The organism is Thiopseudomonas denitrificans (assembly GCF_002866065.1).
Classification (GTDB): domain Bacteria; phylum Pseudomonadota; class Gammaproteobacteria; order Pseudomonadales; family Pseudomonadaceae; genus Thiopseudomonas; species Thiopseudomonas denitrificans.
Genome location: NZ_LNJZ01000002.1, coordinates 72,205 through 89,136 on the forward strand (window position 1 = coordinate 72,205; position 16,932 = coordinate 89,136).

Here is a 16,932-nt window from a genome sequence, read left to right on the forward strand (position 1 = left end):
GGGGCTGCTGCAACCATGGCTCAGTTGGCGACAATATTAACCAGTTTGCCGGGTACTACAATCACTTTGCGGATGGTCTGGCCTTCTATGTGGCGCAACACGTTTTCGTTGCTGCGGGCACTGGCTTCGACTTCTTCGCGGCTGGCACTGGCCGGTACCTCGATATGGCCACGCAGTTTGCCGTTGACCTGCACTACCAGTTGCAGGCTGTCCTGCACCAGCGCGGCGGCATCGGCCACCGGCCATTGCTCGTCGATGATCGGCGTGTTATGGCCCAGCTGTTGCCAGATGACGTGGCTGATGTGCGGCGCAATCGGCGACAACAGCAGGCACACGCTCTCCAGACCTTCCTGCAACAGGCTGCGATCCAGATCGGTTTCTGTAGGCGCTTTTTCCAGCGTGTTCATCAGAGTCATCACCTGGGCGATGGCGGTGTTGAACTTGTGGTGCTGGCTGATATCGCGGCTGGCGTGTTCAATCGCAGCATGGATGCCACGGCGCAGCTCTTTCTGTTCGGCACTCAGGTTGTCCGGGGCAACGCGGTTCACCGGACCGGCGCTGACGTGCTTGTGCGCCAGACGCCAGACACGACGCAGGAAGCGGCTGGCACCCTCGATACCGGAGTCGGACCACTCCAGGCTCATTTCCGGTGGCGCGGCAAACATCATGAACAGGCGGCAGGTGTCGGCACCGTACTGGTCGATCATCACCTGGGGGTCAACGCCGTTGTTCTTGGACTTGGACATCTTCTCGGTGCCGCCGATCTGTACCGGCTGGCCGTCGGCCTTGAGGGTTGCGCCCAGAGCCTTGCCCTTGGCATCCAGCTCGACCTCGACTTCTTCGGGGTTGAACCACAGGCGGCCACCGTTGGGCTGCATGCGGTAGAAGGTGTCGGCCACCACCATGCCCTGGGTGAGCAGGTTGGTGAACGGCTCGTCACTGCCGATCAGGCCCTCGTCACGCATCAGTTTGTGGAAGAAGCGCGCATACAGCAGGTGCAAAATGGCGTGCTCGATACCGCCAATGTACTGGTTGACCGGCAGCCAGTAGTCGGCGGCTTGCTTGTCGACCAGACCAGTATCCAGCTTGGCCGAGGCATAGCGGGCGTAGTACCAGGACGACTCGACAAAGGTATCCATGGTGTCGGTTTCGCGACGGGCATCAGCGCCACACTTTGGGCACTGGCACTCGTAAAATTCCGGCATCTTGGCCAGCGGGTTGCCGCTGCCATCAGGGATGACGTTTTCCGGCAGCACCACCGGCAGCTGGTCCTCAGGTACCGGCACATCGCCACAGCCTGGGCAGTGGATGATGGGAATCGGGCAGCCCCAGTAACGCTGGCGGCTGATACCCCAGTCGCGTAGGCGGAACTGGGTTTTGCGCTTGCCGTGTGCTTTGGCTTCCAGATCGGCGACGATAGCGTCAAAAGCCGCCTGAAATGGCTGGTTGTCGTACGTGCCGCTGTTGACGGTCAGCACGTTGTCCTTGTCGGCGTACCAGTCCTGCCATTCCTTGTCGTTGAATGGCAAGCTGTCGTCGGTGCTGCGGTAGACTTGCTTGATCGGCAGGCCGTACTGGTTGGCAAACTCGAAGTCGCGCTCGTCATGGGCGGGTACCGCCATCACGGCACCTTCGCCGTAGCCCCAGAGCACGTAGTTGGCAACATACACTGCCAGCTTCTCGCCGGTGAGCGGGTGAATCACGAACTGACCGGTGGCCAGACCTTTTTTCTCCATGGTCGCCATGTCGGCTTCGGCGGTGGAGGCGGTCTGGCACTCTTTAATGAACGCGGCTACTTCAGGGCTGCTTTCGGCGGCGCGCTGCGCCAGCGGGTGTTCGGCGGCCACGGCTACATAGGTAGCGCCCATTAATGTGTCGGGGCGGGTGGAGTACACCTTCAGCTGGCCGTCGATGCCGACGCTGTCCTTGTCATAGTCGAAAACGATATCGGCACCAAAGCTCTTGCCGATCCAGTTGCGCTGCATGGTCTTGACCTGCTCGGGCCAGCCATCCAGCTTGTCCAGATCCGCCAGCAGCTCTTCGGCGTAGGCAGTGATTTTGAAGTAGTACATGGGGATTTCGCGCTTTTCTACCAGCGCGCCGGAGCGCCAGCCGCGACCCTCGATCACCTGCTCGTTGGCCAGGACGGTGTTGTCCACCGGGTCCCAGTTCACTGTGCCTTTTTTCTGGTAAATGATGCCTTTCTGGTACAGACGGGTGAACAGCCATTGCTCCCAGCGGTAGTAGTCGGGCTTGCAGGTGGCCAGTTCACGCGACCAGTCCAGTGCCAGCCCCAGCTGGTTGAACTGCTTCTTCATGTAGTCGATGTTCTGGTAGGTCCAGGCTGCTGGCGCTACTTTGTTCTGGATGGCGGCGTTTTCCGCCGGCATGCCGAAGGCATCCCAACCCATGGGCTGCATCACGTTCTTGCCCAGCATGCGCTGATATCGGCTGATTACATCGCCAATGGTGTAGTTGCGCACGTGGCCCATGTGCAGACGACCACTGGGGTAAGGAAACATGGAGAGGCAGTAGAAGGGCTCTTTGCTGCTGTCTTCTTTCACTTCAAAGGATTTGTTCTGTGCCCAGAATTCTTGCGCCTGGGACTCGACCGCGCCGGGTTGATACTGTTCGTGCATGATGCTGGCTGATATCTACAAGAAAAAAGAATGGAAATGATGCCGCTAGGATACATGAAGCGGGACGGTTTCGCCTATGTTCTGCCGGCATCCCTGCTGCTGGAGCGAAAGGATAAAACATTTAGCGTGCATACAGCACAGGGTACAGCCACAACCCCAGCAACTCGTTGAGCAACTGGGTGTTCTGCCAAAAGGCGCGGGATTCGGGTAGCCAGCCGCCCAATGGCTTGTCCGGGTTGGCGCTGTAAAAACCCTGCGGTGCCGGAATGACCTGGAAACCTGCCTGCTCGAAACTCCAGCGGGCCCGGCGCATGTGCCAGGCGTCGGTCACCAGTACAACGGTGGCAATGCCTTCGGGCTGCAAAATTTCAGCGCTGAAACGGGCGTTTTCCCATGTGGTGCGGCTGCGTTCTTCGAGCCAGCGGGCAGCTACCGAAAAATCCTGTTGCAGCGTATCGGCCATGATGCGGGCTTCACTGGGTGGGCGGTCAAAATGCAACCCGCCGGTGACCAGCACAGGCAGGCTGGACGCCCTGGCCAGGCGGGCACCGTAGCGCAGCCGCTGGACAGCAAACAGGGACGGCTGGTCGGCAGCCCAGGCAGGGTCGGCCGGCTCGCGGCCGCCACCGAGGATGATGATGGCGGATGCCTGGTCAGCCAGTTGCGGCCATCGGTCTTGTGTCAGGGCAGGCTGGTTTTCAAGATGACTGGCCAGTTGTTGGGTTACCAGTGGCATGCTGAGACCGTAAAGTGCTGCCAGTGTGATGAAAAACAGGCCGGTTGCCGTTTTCGGCATCCGTTTGCGCAGCAGCCATGCCATGAGCAGCAACAGGAGCAGACTGCCAGGCGGCATGCCCAGCTGCTTGAGGATGAAACGCCAGGTCATGGATGTGCCTTTTGATACTTTGGTCTATAGGGCGTTAGTGTGTCGTAAAAATGTGAACTATGCACGTTCTCTGTTCGGCGAACAGGCTAATGTAGTAACCGAATCAACAGGATGTTGGATGTTCCTGAAGGAGCATATGCATGGATGCACTCACTTTCTTGGGGAGAGCCCTTCTTTTCTGGACTTTCCTGATCACATTGCCAGTTCATGCGGTCACTCTACCCGGTGACCGCGACCTGGCTCGCGAGCGCCAGCAACGTCTGTTGCAGGAGCAGCAACAGCGGCTGGACGAACTGCAAAGCCTGCCCGGTGCCTTGCCGGGCCCCAGTGTTGATTCCCTGCCTGCCGATGGCCACTGCATTGACGTGCAACGTATTGAGCTGCTCGGCGTCACCCGGCTTGTCCACTCTGCACAAAGCAGGCTGTTGCACTCGTACCAGCATCAATGCCTGACGGCTGCCCGGCTTAACCTGCTGCTGCAGGATATTACCCATGCCTACCTTGAGCGCGGTTATGTAACTACCCGTGCCTACCTGCCGGCGCAAGACCTTGCCAGTGGCACCCTGCAGGTGCAGGTGGTCGAAGGCCACACAGAGGGGCTGGACGGTGCCGATGTACTCAGCCCGCACGAACTGCGCATGCTGGTGCCGCTCAACCCCGGACAGCCATTCAACATCCGTAATCTTGAACAGGCGGTGGATCAGCTCGGGCGTTTGCCGTCCCGGCAGGTGCAGTTCGACCTGCAGCCCGGCGAGGCCGCTGGTGGCAGCCGGGTCGTTGCCCGTGGCGAGCGCAGCAAACCCTGGCGTGCCGGCCTGAGCCGTCACAACGACGGCCAGCGCAGCACCGGTGAACAACAGTGGAGCACCTGGCTGAGCTGGGACAGTCCACTGGGGCTGGCTGACCAGCTCAGTGTCCGGGGCAGCAAGGATGCCGTCAGCGATCGTTATCGCCACTCGGCCAGTCATGGCCTGAGCTACCAGCTGCCCTATGGCTGGTGGACCTTCAACTACCATTACAACCACAGTTATTACCGTACCCGTACGCAGGGGCAGGGCTTCTCCTTTGTGCTGGATGGTGTCAGCACCACTCAGGCACTCACCGCCGAGCGTGTCATCCACCGTGACAGCACCAGTAAGACAGCCGTAAATATTGGCATCAGCCACCTGCGCAGTCGCAACTATCTGGACAATTATTTGCTGGATGTATCGAGCCAGCGCCTGACTGAATATCAACTGGGCTTTAACCATGGCCGGCGAGTGGGCAGCGCCTTTGTCAACGTCGACCTGGGCTGGCAACGCGGCAGCGGCGCACTGGATGCCCAGCGCAAAGGCTCACCCAAAGGCGGCCAGCCAGTGGCCCGCTATAACAAATACTCCCTGACCGCCAGCTACCTGCAACCCTTCCAGCTGGCCGGCGAGCGCTTCAGCTTCGACAGCCTGCTGAGTGCCCAACGTAGTGAAGACGTGCTCTACAGCCCGCAGCGTTTCAGCCTGGGCGGTTTGTATTCCATTCGTGGCTATAAAGACCAGAGCCTGACCGGCGACAGCGGCTACTACTGGCGCAATCAGTTGCGCTGGAACCGCCCGATCACCTGGCACTGGCTGCAACCCTTGCTGCAGCAATACAGCCTGCTGGCCGCCTACGATCTGGGCGCCATCCGTGGCGACACCTACAACCATGAAAGCAGTGGCCGCATGGCCAGCCATGCCTTTGAATTCAGCGCACAGGGCGAACACCTGGCGCTGTCCGTCACCAGTGCCCGCAGCCTGTCCCGCCCGGATGCCCTTGAACGCAAGGAAAGACCGGTTTATTTCCGCATCGATGTTTTCTTGTAAAGGACTACAAGATGAATACCCAAAGTCCCCTGTTCAAAACCATTGCCAAGCTACTGATTGCCGTGATGTGGGCACAGCCCCTGCACAGCATCGCTGCCAACCTGAACGTGGATCACCAGGGAGGCGGCAACACCCACGTGACCACGGCCAACAATGGCGTGCCGGTGGTCAATATCGCCACCCCCAACGGCAACGGGCTGTCACACAACAAGTTCACCGACTACAACGTCGGCCAGCAGGGGCTGATCCTCAACAACAGCACCGACAAGCTGACGCAAACGCAGCTGGGTGGCATCATTTTTGGCAATAGCCAGCTTAATGGCAAAGCCGCCAACACCATTCTCAACGAAGTCACCGGTGGCCAGCGCAGCCAGCTCAAAGGCTACACCGAAGTGGCCGGCAAAAAAGCCCACGTAATTGTCGCCAACCCGCACGGCATCACCTGTGATGGCTGCGGCTTCATCAACACCCCGCAAGCGACCCTGACCACCGGCCGGCCCATGATCGAGCAGGGCCGGCTGCACGGCTATGACGTCGACGGCGGCGATATCGACATTGTCGGTGCCGGCCTCAACGCCAGCAACATCAGCCGGTTTGACCTGATCACCCGTAGCGCGAAAATCAACGCCGAGCTGCACGCCAACGAACTCAACATCATCACCGGTCGCAACCAGGTGGAAGCGGGCACGCTCAAGGCCACCGCCAAAACCGGCCCGACCCATGAACAACCGCTGCTGGCCATCGACAGCTCGGCTCTGGGCGGCATGTATGCCGGAGCCATTCGTCTGGTTGGCACCGAAGCCGGCGTGGGTGTGAAACTGGCCGGCGACATGGCCGCCAGTGCCGGTGACATTCAGATTGATGCCAATGGCAAGCTGACGTTGGCGCGTGTTGCTGCCAGCAAGGACATACGGCTTGAGGCAGCGGAGATTCGGCTGGAAGAGGATGCCTATGCGGGCCAACAGGCGCAGCTGATAACACCGAAGCTTGATGTGCAGGGCAGTCTGGCTGCAGGCCAACAAATTGTTATCGAGGCTGGGCAGGTAAAAAACCATGGCATGGTTGAGGCAGGCATCAAGGCCGATGGCTCGCTGAACCCGTTTGCCCGGATGAGCATCCAGTCAGACCAGCTGACTAACAGGGGCCAGGTTTCCAGCCACGGTACCCTTGAGGTCGAAGTGCAAACTCTGGACAACCGGCAGGGCCATATTGCCAGTACCAGAGACAGTGAACTGAGGGCTGAACAGCTGCTTAATGCACAGGGCAGCATTGTCTCGCAAGGTGATCTGGCTGTTGATGCACGGTTTCTGGATAACGCCAGCGGAACGCTACTTGCTGAGAGCACCCTTGCCCTGCTGGCGCAGGATGCCAGCAACGGTGCAGATGGTCTGATGGCCGCCGGTGCAAATGCACATTTGGAAATAGCAGGTACGCTTGATAATGCAGGCCGCTTGCAGGCGGGGCAAGATCTTCAGATAGAAGCAAAGAAACTTGCCAATAGTGGCAGTCTGGGTGCGGGGCAGCATGTACAGATAGTGGCTGATGAGCTGCACAATGATCAGGGGCTGCTCTTGAGCGGCGGTGACATGTATCTGGCTGGCCGGGATATCGTCAATCGCAGGGGCAATATCTACAGTCTGGGCAGCTTGTTGATTTCAGCTGAAGCGCAAGATGATATCGGCGGCCGCTTCAGCAACCTGTCCGGTACGGTTGAGACGGTAGGCGATATATTGATACGTGCCGACCACATCGAGAATATCCGGGAAGAATTTGCTACCCGGACATACAAATATTCCGCACGGCTGGTACATGTGGGCTGTATTGATTGCAGCGGAACCAACGAAGATGCGTTGTTCCGACTGGATGAAATAGACCGTACTGAAGTGACTCGTAACAGCCCGCAGTCTGAGCTGCTATCGGGTGGTAACCTGCTGTTGCAGGCAGACCAGATCGACAACTGGTACAGCCTGCTCGCGGCTGCCAACAACATGCACCTTGTGGCTGGCCAGGTGGAAAACCGTGGTGCCCAGACCGGTGATGTGTTTCAGTCCAGGGTGTTGCATTCACACCGGGTGCGTGCGCACCGGGTGGGTTACCAGATCAATGATGCCAATGCTTTCACAGCACGTAACTGGCACGAACGCTCAAGTTATAACCCGGGCAATATCTCTGCCGAGCTGAACAGTTTCATCAATACCCATATCCAGGGTATACGCAGCAGCAGCGAGCCGGTGGTGAGCAATGTCGAATACCACCATGGCACCATCCAGGCAGGAGGCACGCTGCACATTGAAGCAGAAGAACAGATCAACAACAGCCTGATCCGGCCGTCCTTTGACTATGTGTCTGGTGGCAGCCGTGCAGATGGCGCTGTCGAAACACTGGTGCCGCTCAATCCGCAGCAAATGGCTGACCTGACACAGCAGCCGGCAGGCGTACCCGAGTTCACCTTGCCCCAAGGTAACCTTGGCCTGTTCCGGCTCAATACCCGTCCGGGCCATTCTTACCTGATTGAAACCAACCCCGCACTGACACAGATGCGTCAGTTCCTCAGCAGTGATTATCTGTTGGGCGAACTGGGCCTTAACCCGGACAACATGCAAAAACGCCTGGGTGACGGCCTGTATGAGCAAAAGCTGATACGGGAGGCACTGATCGCCCGCACCGGCCAGCGCTACATTGCCGGGCTGGACAGCGACGAGGCCCTGTTCCGCTATCTGATGGACAATGCCATCGCCAGCAAAGATGCACTCAACCTGTCGGTGGGCATCAGCCTGAGTGCCGAACAGGTAGCCGCCCTCACTCACGATATCGTCTGGATGGAACAGCGCGAAGTCATGGGCGAAACAGTACTGGTGCCTGTGCTGTACATGGCCCAGGCCGAAGGCCGCCTGGCCCCCAATGGTGCCCTGATTCAAGGGCAGGATTTGGCCCTGATCAGCGGCGGCGACCTGAGCAACCAGGGCACCTTGCGCGCCCGCAACAACCTTGGCGTGCAAGCACAAAACATTCACAACAGCGGCCTGATGCAAGCTGGTGAGCGCCTGAGCTTGCTGGCCGAAGGCAGCATCAGCAACCGTCAAGGCGGTATTCTGGCGGGCCGTGATGTAGACCTGACCGCCCGCACTGGCGATATTCTCAATGAGCGCAGCGTCACCCACCACGAAAGTGCCCTAGGCAACAGCCGCTGGGAAACCAGCTTTGCCGACAGTGCCGCCCGCATCGAAGCTGCCAACAGCCTGCGCCTGAATGCAGGCCGTGACGTGCAGAACCTGGGTGGAGCACTGCAAAGCGGTGGCGACCTGCAGATCAGTGCCGGACGTGACGTAAGCCTGTCCTCAGTAGAAGAACGGCACAGCATCAGCCGTGGCAGCCACTACCTGAACCGCCAGACCGCACAGCTGATCAGCGAAACAGTGGCCGGAGGCGCTCTGGCCATAGATGCAGGGCGCGACCTGACCGTCGTGGCCAGCCGCATCGAATCTGGCCAGGACATGCAGCTGATAGCCGGCAACAACCTGACACTGGCTGCAGCGGCCAATGAAAGTCATCACTACAGCAAGAGTAAAAAACGCACCAGCCAGCGCGATTTGGTACAGCAGCAAGGTACCGAGGTGGTCTCCGGCGGCCAGTTTTCCGCTGTGGCTGGTAATGACCTGATGCTGATCTCCAGTAACGTCACAGCCAACAACGAAGCCTACCTGGTAGCCGGCGGCAAGGTACAGCTGCTGGCCGAACAGGACGTGGACTACAGCTTCTCCGAGAAAAAGAAAAAAGGCAGCTTTGGACGCAAAAGTTACCGCATGAGTGAAAGCGATAACAGTACCGCTGTTGTATCGTCCATTCAGGCGGGTAGTAACTTGCTGATCCACGGCGCTGAAGCCATCGTCAGTCAGGGCGCACAGCTGCAAGCAGGACAGCACCTTGAGTTGCAGTCAGGCGGCGATATTTTGTTGCTAGCCGCTGAAAACAGCAGCAGCCAGGCCAGCGCCAAATCCAGGTCGGGCCTGCTCTCGAGCAAAGGCAAGACCAGCAGCCAAAGCCGGTCTCAGGTGCTTGGCACAACCGCCGAGGCTGATAGCATCCTGATCCGCGCCGGACAGGATGTGCGCGTAAACGCAGGCGACCTGCGGGCGCAGGGTGATATGGCGTTGCAGGCCGGCCGTGATCTTGAGCTGTCCAGCGCCCTGCAATACAGCAGCCAAAGCCAGAGCAAACACTCCAGCACGCTGGGCTTCAGTCATCATGCCTTGTTGACGCACACGCAAAAACAGCAAGCCGCCGAACAGGGCAGCGGTACAGCGGTGGGCAGCTATCTCAGCGCCGACAACCTGCTGCTCAGCAGTGGGCGTGATACCGCTATTCAGGGCAGTACCCTGAGCAGCGAGCGCGATATGCACATCAGTGCAGGCCGTAATTTGCATATTGTCAGTGCGGAAAACACCACACACAGCAGCCAGGTATCCCGAACAGTCAAAAAGGGTGAAATAGGCAAGTTTTGGGCACCGGATACCGGTCGCGCCATGCAGAACACCGAGACACAGCAACAAACCATTCGACAGCAGGGTAGTCAGCTGCAAACAGGTGGCGAATTCACTGCCATCGCTGGACAAGATCTGGGGCTGCTGGCCAGCACCATTGATGCCGGTAGAGGTGTCACTCTGGTGGCTGGTGGGGCGGTAGAGGTTCTGGCTGCCCAGAATCTCGATAATCAGCTATCCGATGGCAAGAGCAAAGGCAGCCTGGGCAGCAAAGGCATTAAAATTGACGAGCGTACACAAACCACCCATATCGGCAGCAGCATCACCAGTGGCGGCGATCTAGCCATTATCAGCGGTGACGGGCAGCGCTATCAGGCCGCGCAACTGACCAGCGATGCTGACCTGACCCTCGACAGCGGCGCAGGCATTGAGTTTGAAGGCGTCAAGGACCTTGAGCAGCAAAGCCGCATCCGCAGCAAAAACAGCTGGGTCTGGCAAAGCGCCAAGGGCAAGGGCCACACCGACGAGACCCTGATCCAGAGCCAGCTACAGGCGCAAGGCGAAATCGCCATTCGTGCCGCCGAGCGTATCCAGATTGACATCAAGGAAGTCAACCAGCAAAGCGTTAACCAGACCATCGACGCCATGGTACAGGCCGATCCGCAACTGGCCTGGCTCAAGGATATGCAGCAACGCGGCGATGTTGACTGGCGCCAGGTCAAGGAACTGCATGACAGCTTCAGCTACAGCAGCTCCGGCCTGAGCGGCCCGGCAGCCATGGTGATTGCCATTGTGGTGGCGTACTTTACGGCTGGAGCAGCCAGCGGTGCCATTGGAGCCGCTGCGGGAGCTGGTGCGGGTTCGGGTGGAGCAATGGCGGCTGCGGGAACAGCTACAGCCTCGGCAGTTGCATCTGGTGCTGCGGCTGGTTCCACCATTGCCGCCGGCTGGGCTAATGCAACCCTTTCCGGAATATTGGCCGGGGCAGCGGGCGGAGCCGCTGGAGCGGCCAGCCAGGGCCAAGACTGGCGCGATGCAGCATTGAGCGGGGCCATCACAGGTGGCTTTGCAGGCTATCTATCGGCAGGTACTTACTATAATAACCCGATAAATACAGCGGGAAAAATTACTGAATATGTGGGTAGTGGTGAATGGATGAGCTTAAGTAAGGAAGTTTCCAGACTAGGGATGAACCAGGCTTTTGGATATGTGCAGTCTAAAGTTGCCAAGGAGGTAGGCTTGAAGCCCGAAGAGCTGAACTGGGCTTTAATGGCTGGCTCTATTGCAGGGAACCGGTTGAAAAGTGTCGGGTCCAGGTTAAGCAAGAGTAACGAAGATTTTTATAAAAGTAATGGTGTCGGAATCCGTGGAGTTTTAAATAGAGAGATAAGAGGCTTGCCCTTTGATGCCATAGATATCGCCCTGGGCTACCAGGGGTTGCCCGACGCTACGGTTCAGAGTTATTTATCTAAACTTGGTTTGGATAATGACCTTTTGGCAGGGCACTCCTTGGGAACGTTGACTAATATTTATCTGGGTAGCAATGGACTGGCTGAAAAAGTTTATCTGTACTCCGTTCCGTTTGGTGCAGTGGCCCCAACCAATGCGGAGGTGATGATTGGATCATGGGATCTCGTCAATGGCGGTTGGGCCGGAAAATTGTTCAATTGGGATGCTGAGGTTGTCCCGTTAAAACCTTGGGAGCATGGCTATGAAAACTACAAACGATACATTAAGGATTAGCAGTATTCTGATACTGTTGACTATGGTTGGGTGTGTGCCTCAATCGGCTTACCATGCATACGAGGCGGGAGGGGACAGCTTTGCCCTGCACGACAGCTATCTTCGGGTTGATCCATTGGAGTATCCGGTTTTTTCTGCAATAAAGAATATAAAAGGACCAACGTCAAAATTTAATGAAGCGAGAGGGTGGTATAGGCCTGACATTCTGAAAGAGTATAAATGGGAGGTTTCGCATGCTTTTAATGGCAAGTATTTGATTTATTCTGAAGAATATAACATTAGGTATTGTCTATTTGTTGAGGAGGATACAAAAATTGCAAGTGAGATCTGTGAAAGTCAGGAAACGTCTTTCTGGGGCGGTTATAAAGGCAAGGGGGCAAGATCTAATGTGCATGTGTATATGCATGCGAATGGATCAGCCTATGGTTTCCAGTTTATAAGAAACCCCAAGCGATGGGTTCTCAAGTCTGACAAAATATCTTTTTTTCGAGTGGCTGATGAAGGGGATTGGTCTGGACAGCCTTGGTTCGAGTGCGTAGAGCGCTGCGAAAAGCTGGTGAATATGGTGGAATGAAAAATTAGGGCTCGAATAAAGGGCTCTTCGCATTTAATCGTATTGATGTGTATGCAGCCTGTGCATTCACTGGCTGCATATGGCGATGGCCTGTTTGAGCAACGCATGCTCCGTGAAGCCTGGACCGCCCGCACCGGCCAGCGGTTTATTGTCGGAATTCACAGTGACGAAGCGATCTATCGCTACTTGATGGACAACGTCATTATCTCAATAACCAGACCGAGCAGCTGGGTAGCGAAACCCTGGCCGGCGGCAATCTGAGCATAGAAGCCGGGCGCAACCTGACTGCCGTGGCCAGCCGCATCGAGTCCGGCCAGAACATGCAGCTGACAGCCGGCAATGACCTGACACTGGCCGCAGCGGCCAATGAAAGCCATCATTACAGCAAGAGTAAAAAGCGCACCAGCCAGCGTGACCTGATTCAGCAGCAAGGTACCGAGGTGGTCTCAGGCGGCCAGTTTTCCGCTGTGGCTGGCAACGATCTGACGCTGGTTTCCAGCAATGTTACAGCCAACAACGAAGCCTACCTGGTAGCCGGCGGCAAGGTACAACTGCTGGCCGAACAGGACGTGGACTACAGCTTCTACGAGAAAAAGAAAAAAGGCAGCTTTGGACGAAAAAGCTACCGCATGAACGAAAGCGACAACAGTACCGCAGTCGTATCGTCCATTCAGGCGGGTAGCGACTTGCTGATCCATGGTGCTGAAGCCATCGTCAGCCAGGGCGCACAGCTGCAAGCAGGACAGCACCTTGAGCTGCAATCAGGCGGCGATATTTTGTTGCTGGCCGCTGCAAACAGCAGCAGCCAGGCCAGCGCAAAATCCAGGTCGGGCCTGTTTTCAAGCAAAGGCAAGACCAGCAGCCAAAGCCGGTCTCAGGTGCTTGGCACAACCGCCGAGGCCGACAGTATCCTGATCAGCGCCGGACAGGATGTGCGCGTAAACGCAGGCGACCTGCGGGCGCAGGGTGATATGGCGTTGCAGGCTGGCCGTGATCTTGAGCTGTCCAGCGCCCTGCAATACAGCAACCAAAGCCAGAGCAAACATTCCAGCACGCTGGGTTTCAGCCATCATGCCCTGTTGACGCACACGCAAAAACAGCAAGCCGCCGAGCAGGGCAGCGGTACAGCGGTGGGCAGCTATCTCAGCGCCGACAACCTGTTGCTCAGCAGTGGGCGTGATACCGCTATTCAGGGCAGTACCCTGATCAGCGAGCGTGATATGCGCGTCAGTGCAGGCCGTGATTTGCATATTGGCAGTGCTGAAAACACCTCATATAACGCCACATCATCCAGCAGCAAGAAAACAGGTGAAATCGGTAGCTGGTGGCAACCAGCCACTGGGCAGGTGAAACAAAAAGTCAAAACACAGGGTGAAACCCTTCAGCAAAGCAGCAGTCAGCTGGCTTCATTGGCTGGAAATATCCATCTGCAAGCGGGAGAAACCTACCAGCAAACGGCCAGCGGTGTGCTGGCACTTGAGGGAGATATTCATATCCGCGCCAAGCAGGTCAATATTGAGGCCGGATATGACCAACTTAGTCATTCCGAGACGCGCAGCGCCAACCGCACTGCGGTGGGTGGCACTGTCAGCATTCCGGTTGTCAATGCAATCCAGAGCATGCAGCAGGTTAACCGGGCGCGTGAACGCACCGATGATCCACGCATGCAGGCGCTGGCCGCCGCCACAATGGCCATGCAGGGCAAAGCTGTATATGACAGCGCCCAGGCCATGGCTGGCGGCAATGCTGGAGGTATTAAAATCAGTATTAACCTGAGCAACAGTAACAGTAAAAGCACAACTGCCCAGGAAGGTCGTAATGTTGTCGCCAGCAGTGTAATTGCTGGTGGCGATGTTCACATCCAGGCTACCGGTACTGAGGAAAGCGACATTAATATTATTGGCAGCCGTGTGTCTGCCGGACAGGATGTCACGCTACAAGCTGATAGAAATATTTTTCTGGGTGGTGCACAGAACACCGCACAGCAAAATAGCAGGGATAATGGCGGCGGTTGGAGTGCGGGGATTGGCTTTGGCTTGGGTGGTTCGCAAAATGGCTTCACTCTGGAACTGGCCGCCAACCAGTTCCGGGGCAAAGCCGATGGCAGCGATATTATGTGGAGCAACACCCAGGTAGAGGCTGGCCGCCGTGTACACATGGAGTCTGGTGCAGATACCGAATTGCATGGTGCAGTAGTCAAGGGCGAGCAGGTTACAGCGGATATCGGCGGTAATCTGATAGTGAAAAGCTTACAGGATCGCAGCACCTACCAGTCCAGACAGAGCAGTTCCAGTGCTGGTGTCAGCCTGTGCATTCCGCCGTTTTGCTACGGCGGAATGAGCACTGTCAGCGCCAGCCAGAGCAATAGCAAAGCCAAAGGCGACTATGCCAGCGTCAACCAGCAGAGCGGCATTCAGGCGGGCGATGGTGGTTTCCAGCTAACGGTTGCCGGTAAAACCGAACTGACCGGCGCAGTGATTGCCAGCAGTGAACAAGCAGTGCAGGACGGCCTCAACCGTCTGGAAACCGGCACATTGGTGGTGAGTGATTTGTATAATCACAGCGACTATAAGGCCAGCTCCGCCGGTTTGGTGGCCAGCTATGATTTTGGTATAGGCAAAGACAACAAGGCAGCAATGGCCGAGGCCAATCAGGGTAAAGCCTATAGCTCTGACCTGACGGGTTCAGCAGTGAGCAGGATATCCGGTAGCGATAACAGCGTAACCCGCTCCGCTATCAGTCAGGCCGACATCGTTATCACTGACTTGAAGGCACAGCAGGAACTGACCGGCCAGACTGCGACAGCTTTGCTGGATAAACTGAATGATGCGGTACGTTCCGGCGATAGTTCGGGCGGCATTGCCAAGAACTGGGATGGCAAAAAGCTAGAACGTGTGGTGCAAGCCAATGCTGAAATCATGACGGCTTTTAGCCAGCAGGCTACCTATTCGGTAAATGCTTATGTTCATAGCAAGCGGGAAGAGTTACTGGAACAGAAACGCAATGCTGACAACACCGCAGCACAGGAAGAGATTCAGGGACAAATTAATGTGCTCAACACTCAAGAGCGGGTCATGAACGTTGTGATTGGTGCCTTAACTGGCCAACTGGACACTGCTGTTGCCCATTCCGTATTGCAAGAAGCGGCGGATCAGATGCGCCAGTACAGCATCGACAGCTCCAGCCGTTTTGCTGGGGTGATTATCGGAGTAAATGAAGATGGCACTGACAAAATTTTAAGCAATCTTTCCGGCGACAGCGCCGGTGTGCGTGGTGATGGCAAAAAACTGGGCGGTGTACGGGTGGATTTGGACTTGATTTGCGGTAAGGATAATAGCCGTTGTGTAACCCTGGAAGATGACAATGGCAAGCCAGTTTTAGACATTAATGGTATTCCAAAGCTGAAGTGGGAAAATGACATGGTTAAGTTTGATGAAAAAGGAGCAGGAATGGACTTTGATAAGTTTTTGACAACCAAAGAAGGCAAGGAAATGAGCGGCCTAACTGGTGGTGTTCAGGGGCTGGAGGGAACTATTGCCGGTAAACCCTACGCGCCAAACGGCTTCTGGGATCATGTGATAGAAAGCTTTGCAGGAGCCCACGATGCAATTGGCGGTGATATTACTGGCTTGTATGACGATACGGGTAATACCACACGTGGCTTAACTGAAACTCAAAAAATAGCTTATAACGCATGGAGTGTTATAGCGATTGTTCCTTCTGCCTTTTTTGCCATGCCGGAAGCACTACCGACTGAAGCTTGGCAGGTGTTGGAAGTTTTACTGAAAGGTGGGCAGTAATGAGAACTATATGGGTGCTTTGCCTTTTACTGCCTTTATTAAGTGGCTGTTTGCTTGGCGGGATAAGCGTGTTTGAACCCGGCCCTCCACGAATAGAATCCTGGATAAAGCCAGACACCAGTGCTGAGCAGCGAGTTTTGGACTCCATTGATTGCAAAGGTAATGAGAACGGTGATCCGGTTTTTAGTCAGGTAAATATCCAAGAAGCTATGCAGCCAGAAGATAAAGATCAATGGGCTGCAAGAGGCAGGCTATACGATAACTGGGAACGATGCATGCTAAACAAAGGATATCAATATATAGGCAAGTGCTATCCCGATGACTCTGTTTCACGCTCAAGACCAGCCTGCGGTGCGCCATGAGTTCTGCTTGGTTTTTTAGCCATGCCGGAAGCGCTACCGGCTGAAGCTTGGCAGGTATTGGAAGTTTTACTGAAAGGCGGGTAGTAATGAGAACTATATGGGTGCTTTGCTTTTTATTGCCTTTATTAAGTGGCTGTTTGCTTGGCGGGATAAGTGTGTTTGAACCAGGCCCCCCAGAAATAGAATACTGGATAAAGCCAGATACCAGTGCTGAACAAAGGGGGCAGGATTCCAAAGAATGTGGTGGTTCAACTCTTGGTGCAAACTTCAGTGAAAAACAGATGGAAGCTGAGCGGCAACCTAGTGAAAGTTTTTTGAGTTTGCTCAAAAGGTTACATCATAAATGGGAAAGATGTATGTTGAGCAAAGGTTATCAGTACACTGGGCAGTGTTTGGACAATTCAGTTTCACGTAGTAGCCCAGCCTGCGGTGCGCCATGAGAACCGTATGCGCTTAGTACTGGTACCAGCACAGCCAGCGCCAGCCAGAGCAATAGTAAAGCCAAAGGCGACTATGCCAGCGTCAACCAGCAGAGCGGCATACAGGCGGGCGATGGTGGTTTCCAGCTAACGGTTGGCGGTAAAACCGAACTGACCGGCGCAGTAATTG

Annotated in this window: 7 protein-coding genes; 5 read left to right on the forward strand and 2 right to left on the reverse strand. The window is 56.2% G+C overall.

What is annotated here, in order from left to right:
• Nucleotides 1–20 precede the first annotated feature (20 nt).
• Together leuS and AR306_RS00690 are read right to left on the reverse strand one after the other, a co-directional pair.
• Nucleotides 21–2,639, reverse strand: a complete 2,619-nt coding sequence (leuS, locus tag AR306_RS00685; RefSeq protein WP_101495628.1) for a leucine--tRNA ligase — start codon at nucleotides 2,637–2,639, stop codon at nucleotides 21–23.
• Between the two features lie 121 nt (nucleotides 2,640–2,760).
• Nucleotides 2,761–3,525, reverse strand: coding sequence for a YdcF family protein (locus AR306_RS00690; RefSeq protein ID WP_101495629.1), 765 nt, complete (start codon nucleotides 3,523–3,525; stop codon nucleotides 2,761–2,763).
• Between the two features lie 140 nt (nucleotides 3,526–3,665).
• Here AR306_RS00690 and AR306_RS00695 point away from each other — a divergent pair, with 140 nt between their 5' ends.
• The 5 genes from AR306_RS00695 to AR306_RS13105 all read left to right on the forward strand — a co-directional run bounded on the left by AR306_RS00695 (nucleotide 3,666) and on the right by AR306_RS13105 (nucleotide 16,763).
• A complete protein-coding gene (locus AR306_RS00695) occupies nucleotides 3,666–5,363 on the forward strand; it encodes a ShlB/FhaC/HecB family hemolysin secretion/activation protein (protein WP_101495630.1) in 1,698 nt (565 codons plus the stop codon).
• Between the two features lie 11 nt (nucleotides 5,364–5,374).
• Nucleotides 5,375–11,587 (forward strand): two-partner secretion domain-containing protein, encoded by a 6,213-nt coding sequence (locus tag AR306_RS00700; RefSeq protein WP_101495631.1) that lies wholly within the window; start codon nucleotides 5,375–5,377, stop codon nucleotides 11,585–11,587.
• Nucleotides 11,556–12,161: a hypothetical protein gene (locus AR306_RS00705; protein WP_133539692.1), complete on the forward strand. Its 606-nt coding sequence runs from the start codon at nucleotides 11,556–11,558 to the stop codon at nucleotides 12,159–12,161. Before AR306_RS00700 ends, AR306_RS00705 begins: the two co-directional genes overlap by 32 nt.
• Before the next feature lie 263 nt (nucleotides 12,162–12,424).
• Nucleotides 12,425–15,961: a hemagglutinin repeat-containing protein gene (locus AR306_RS13595; RefSeq protein WP_240622446.1), complete on the forward strand. Its 3,537-nt coding sequence runs from the start codon at nucleotides 12,425–12,427 to the stop codon at nucleotides 15,959–15,961.
• A gap of 448 nt (nucleotides 15,962–16,409) precedes the next feature.
• The gene (locus AR306_RS13105; RefSeq protein WP_133539694.1) at nucleotides 16,410–16,763 is read left to right on the forward strand and encodes a hypothetical protein; all 354 of its coding nucleotides are present in this window, start codon (nucleotides 16,410–16,412) and stop codon (nucleotides 16,761–16,763) included.
• Nucleotides 16,764–16,932: the final 169 nt, after the last annotated feature.

Coding starts and splice junctions, on each gene's coding strand:
- AR306_RS00690 (WP_101495629.1), bottom strand. CDS start 3,525: ATGACCTGGCGTTTCATCCTCAAGCAGCTGGGCATGCCGCCTGGCAGT.
- leuS (WP_101495628.1), bottom strand. CDS start 2,639: ATGCACGAACAGTATCAACCCGGCGCGGTCGAGTCCCAGGCGCAAGAA.
- AR306_RS00695 (WP_101495630.1), top strand. CDS start 3,666: ATGGATGCACTCACTTTCTTGGGGAGAGCCCTTCTTTTCTGGACTTTC.
- AR306_RS00700 (WP_101495631.1), top strand. CDS start 5,375: ATGAATACCCAAAGTCCCCTGTTCAAAACCATTGCCAAGCTACTGATT.
- AR306_RS13105 (WP_133539694.1), top strand. CDS start 16,410: ATGAGAACTATATGGGTGCTTTGCTTTTTATTGCCTTTATTAAGTGGC.
- AR306_RS00705 (WP_133539692.1), top strand. CDS start 11,556: ATGAAAACTACAAACGATACATTAAGGATTAGCAGTATTCTGATACTG.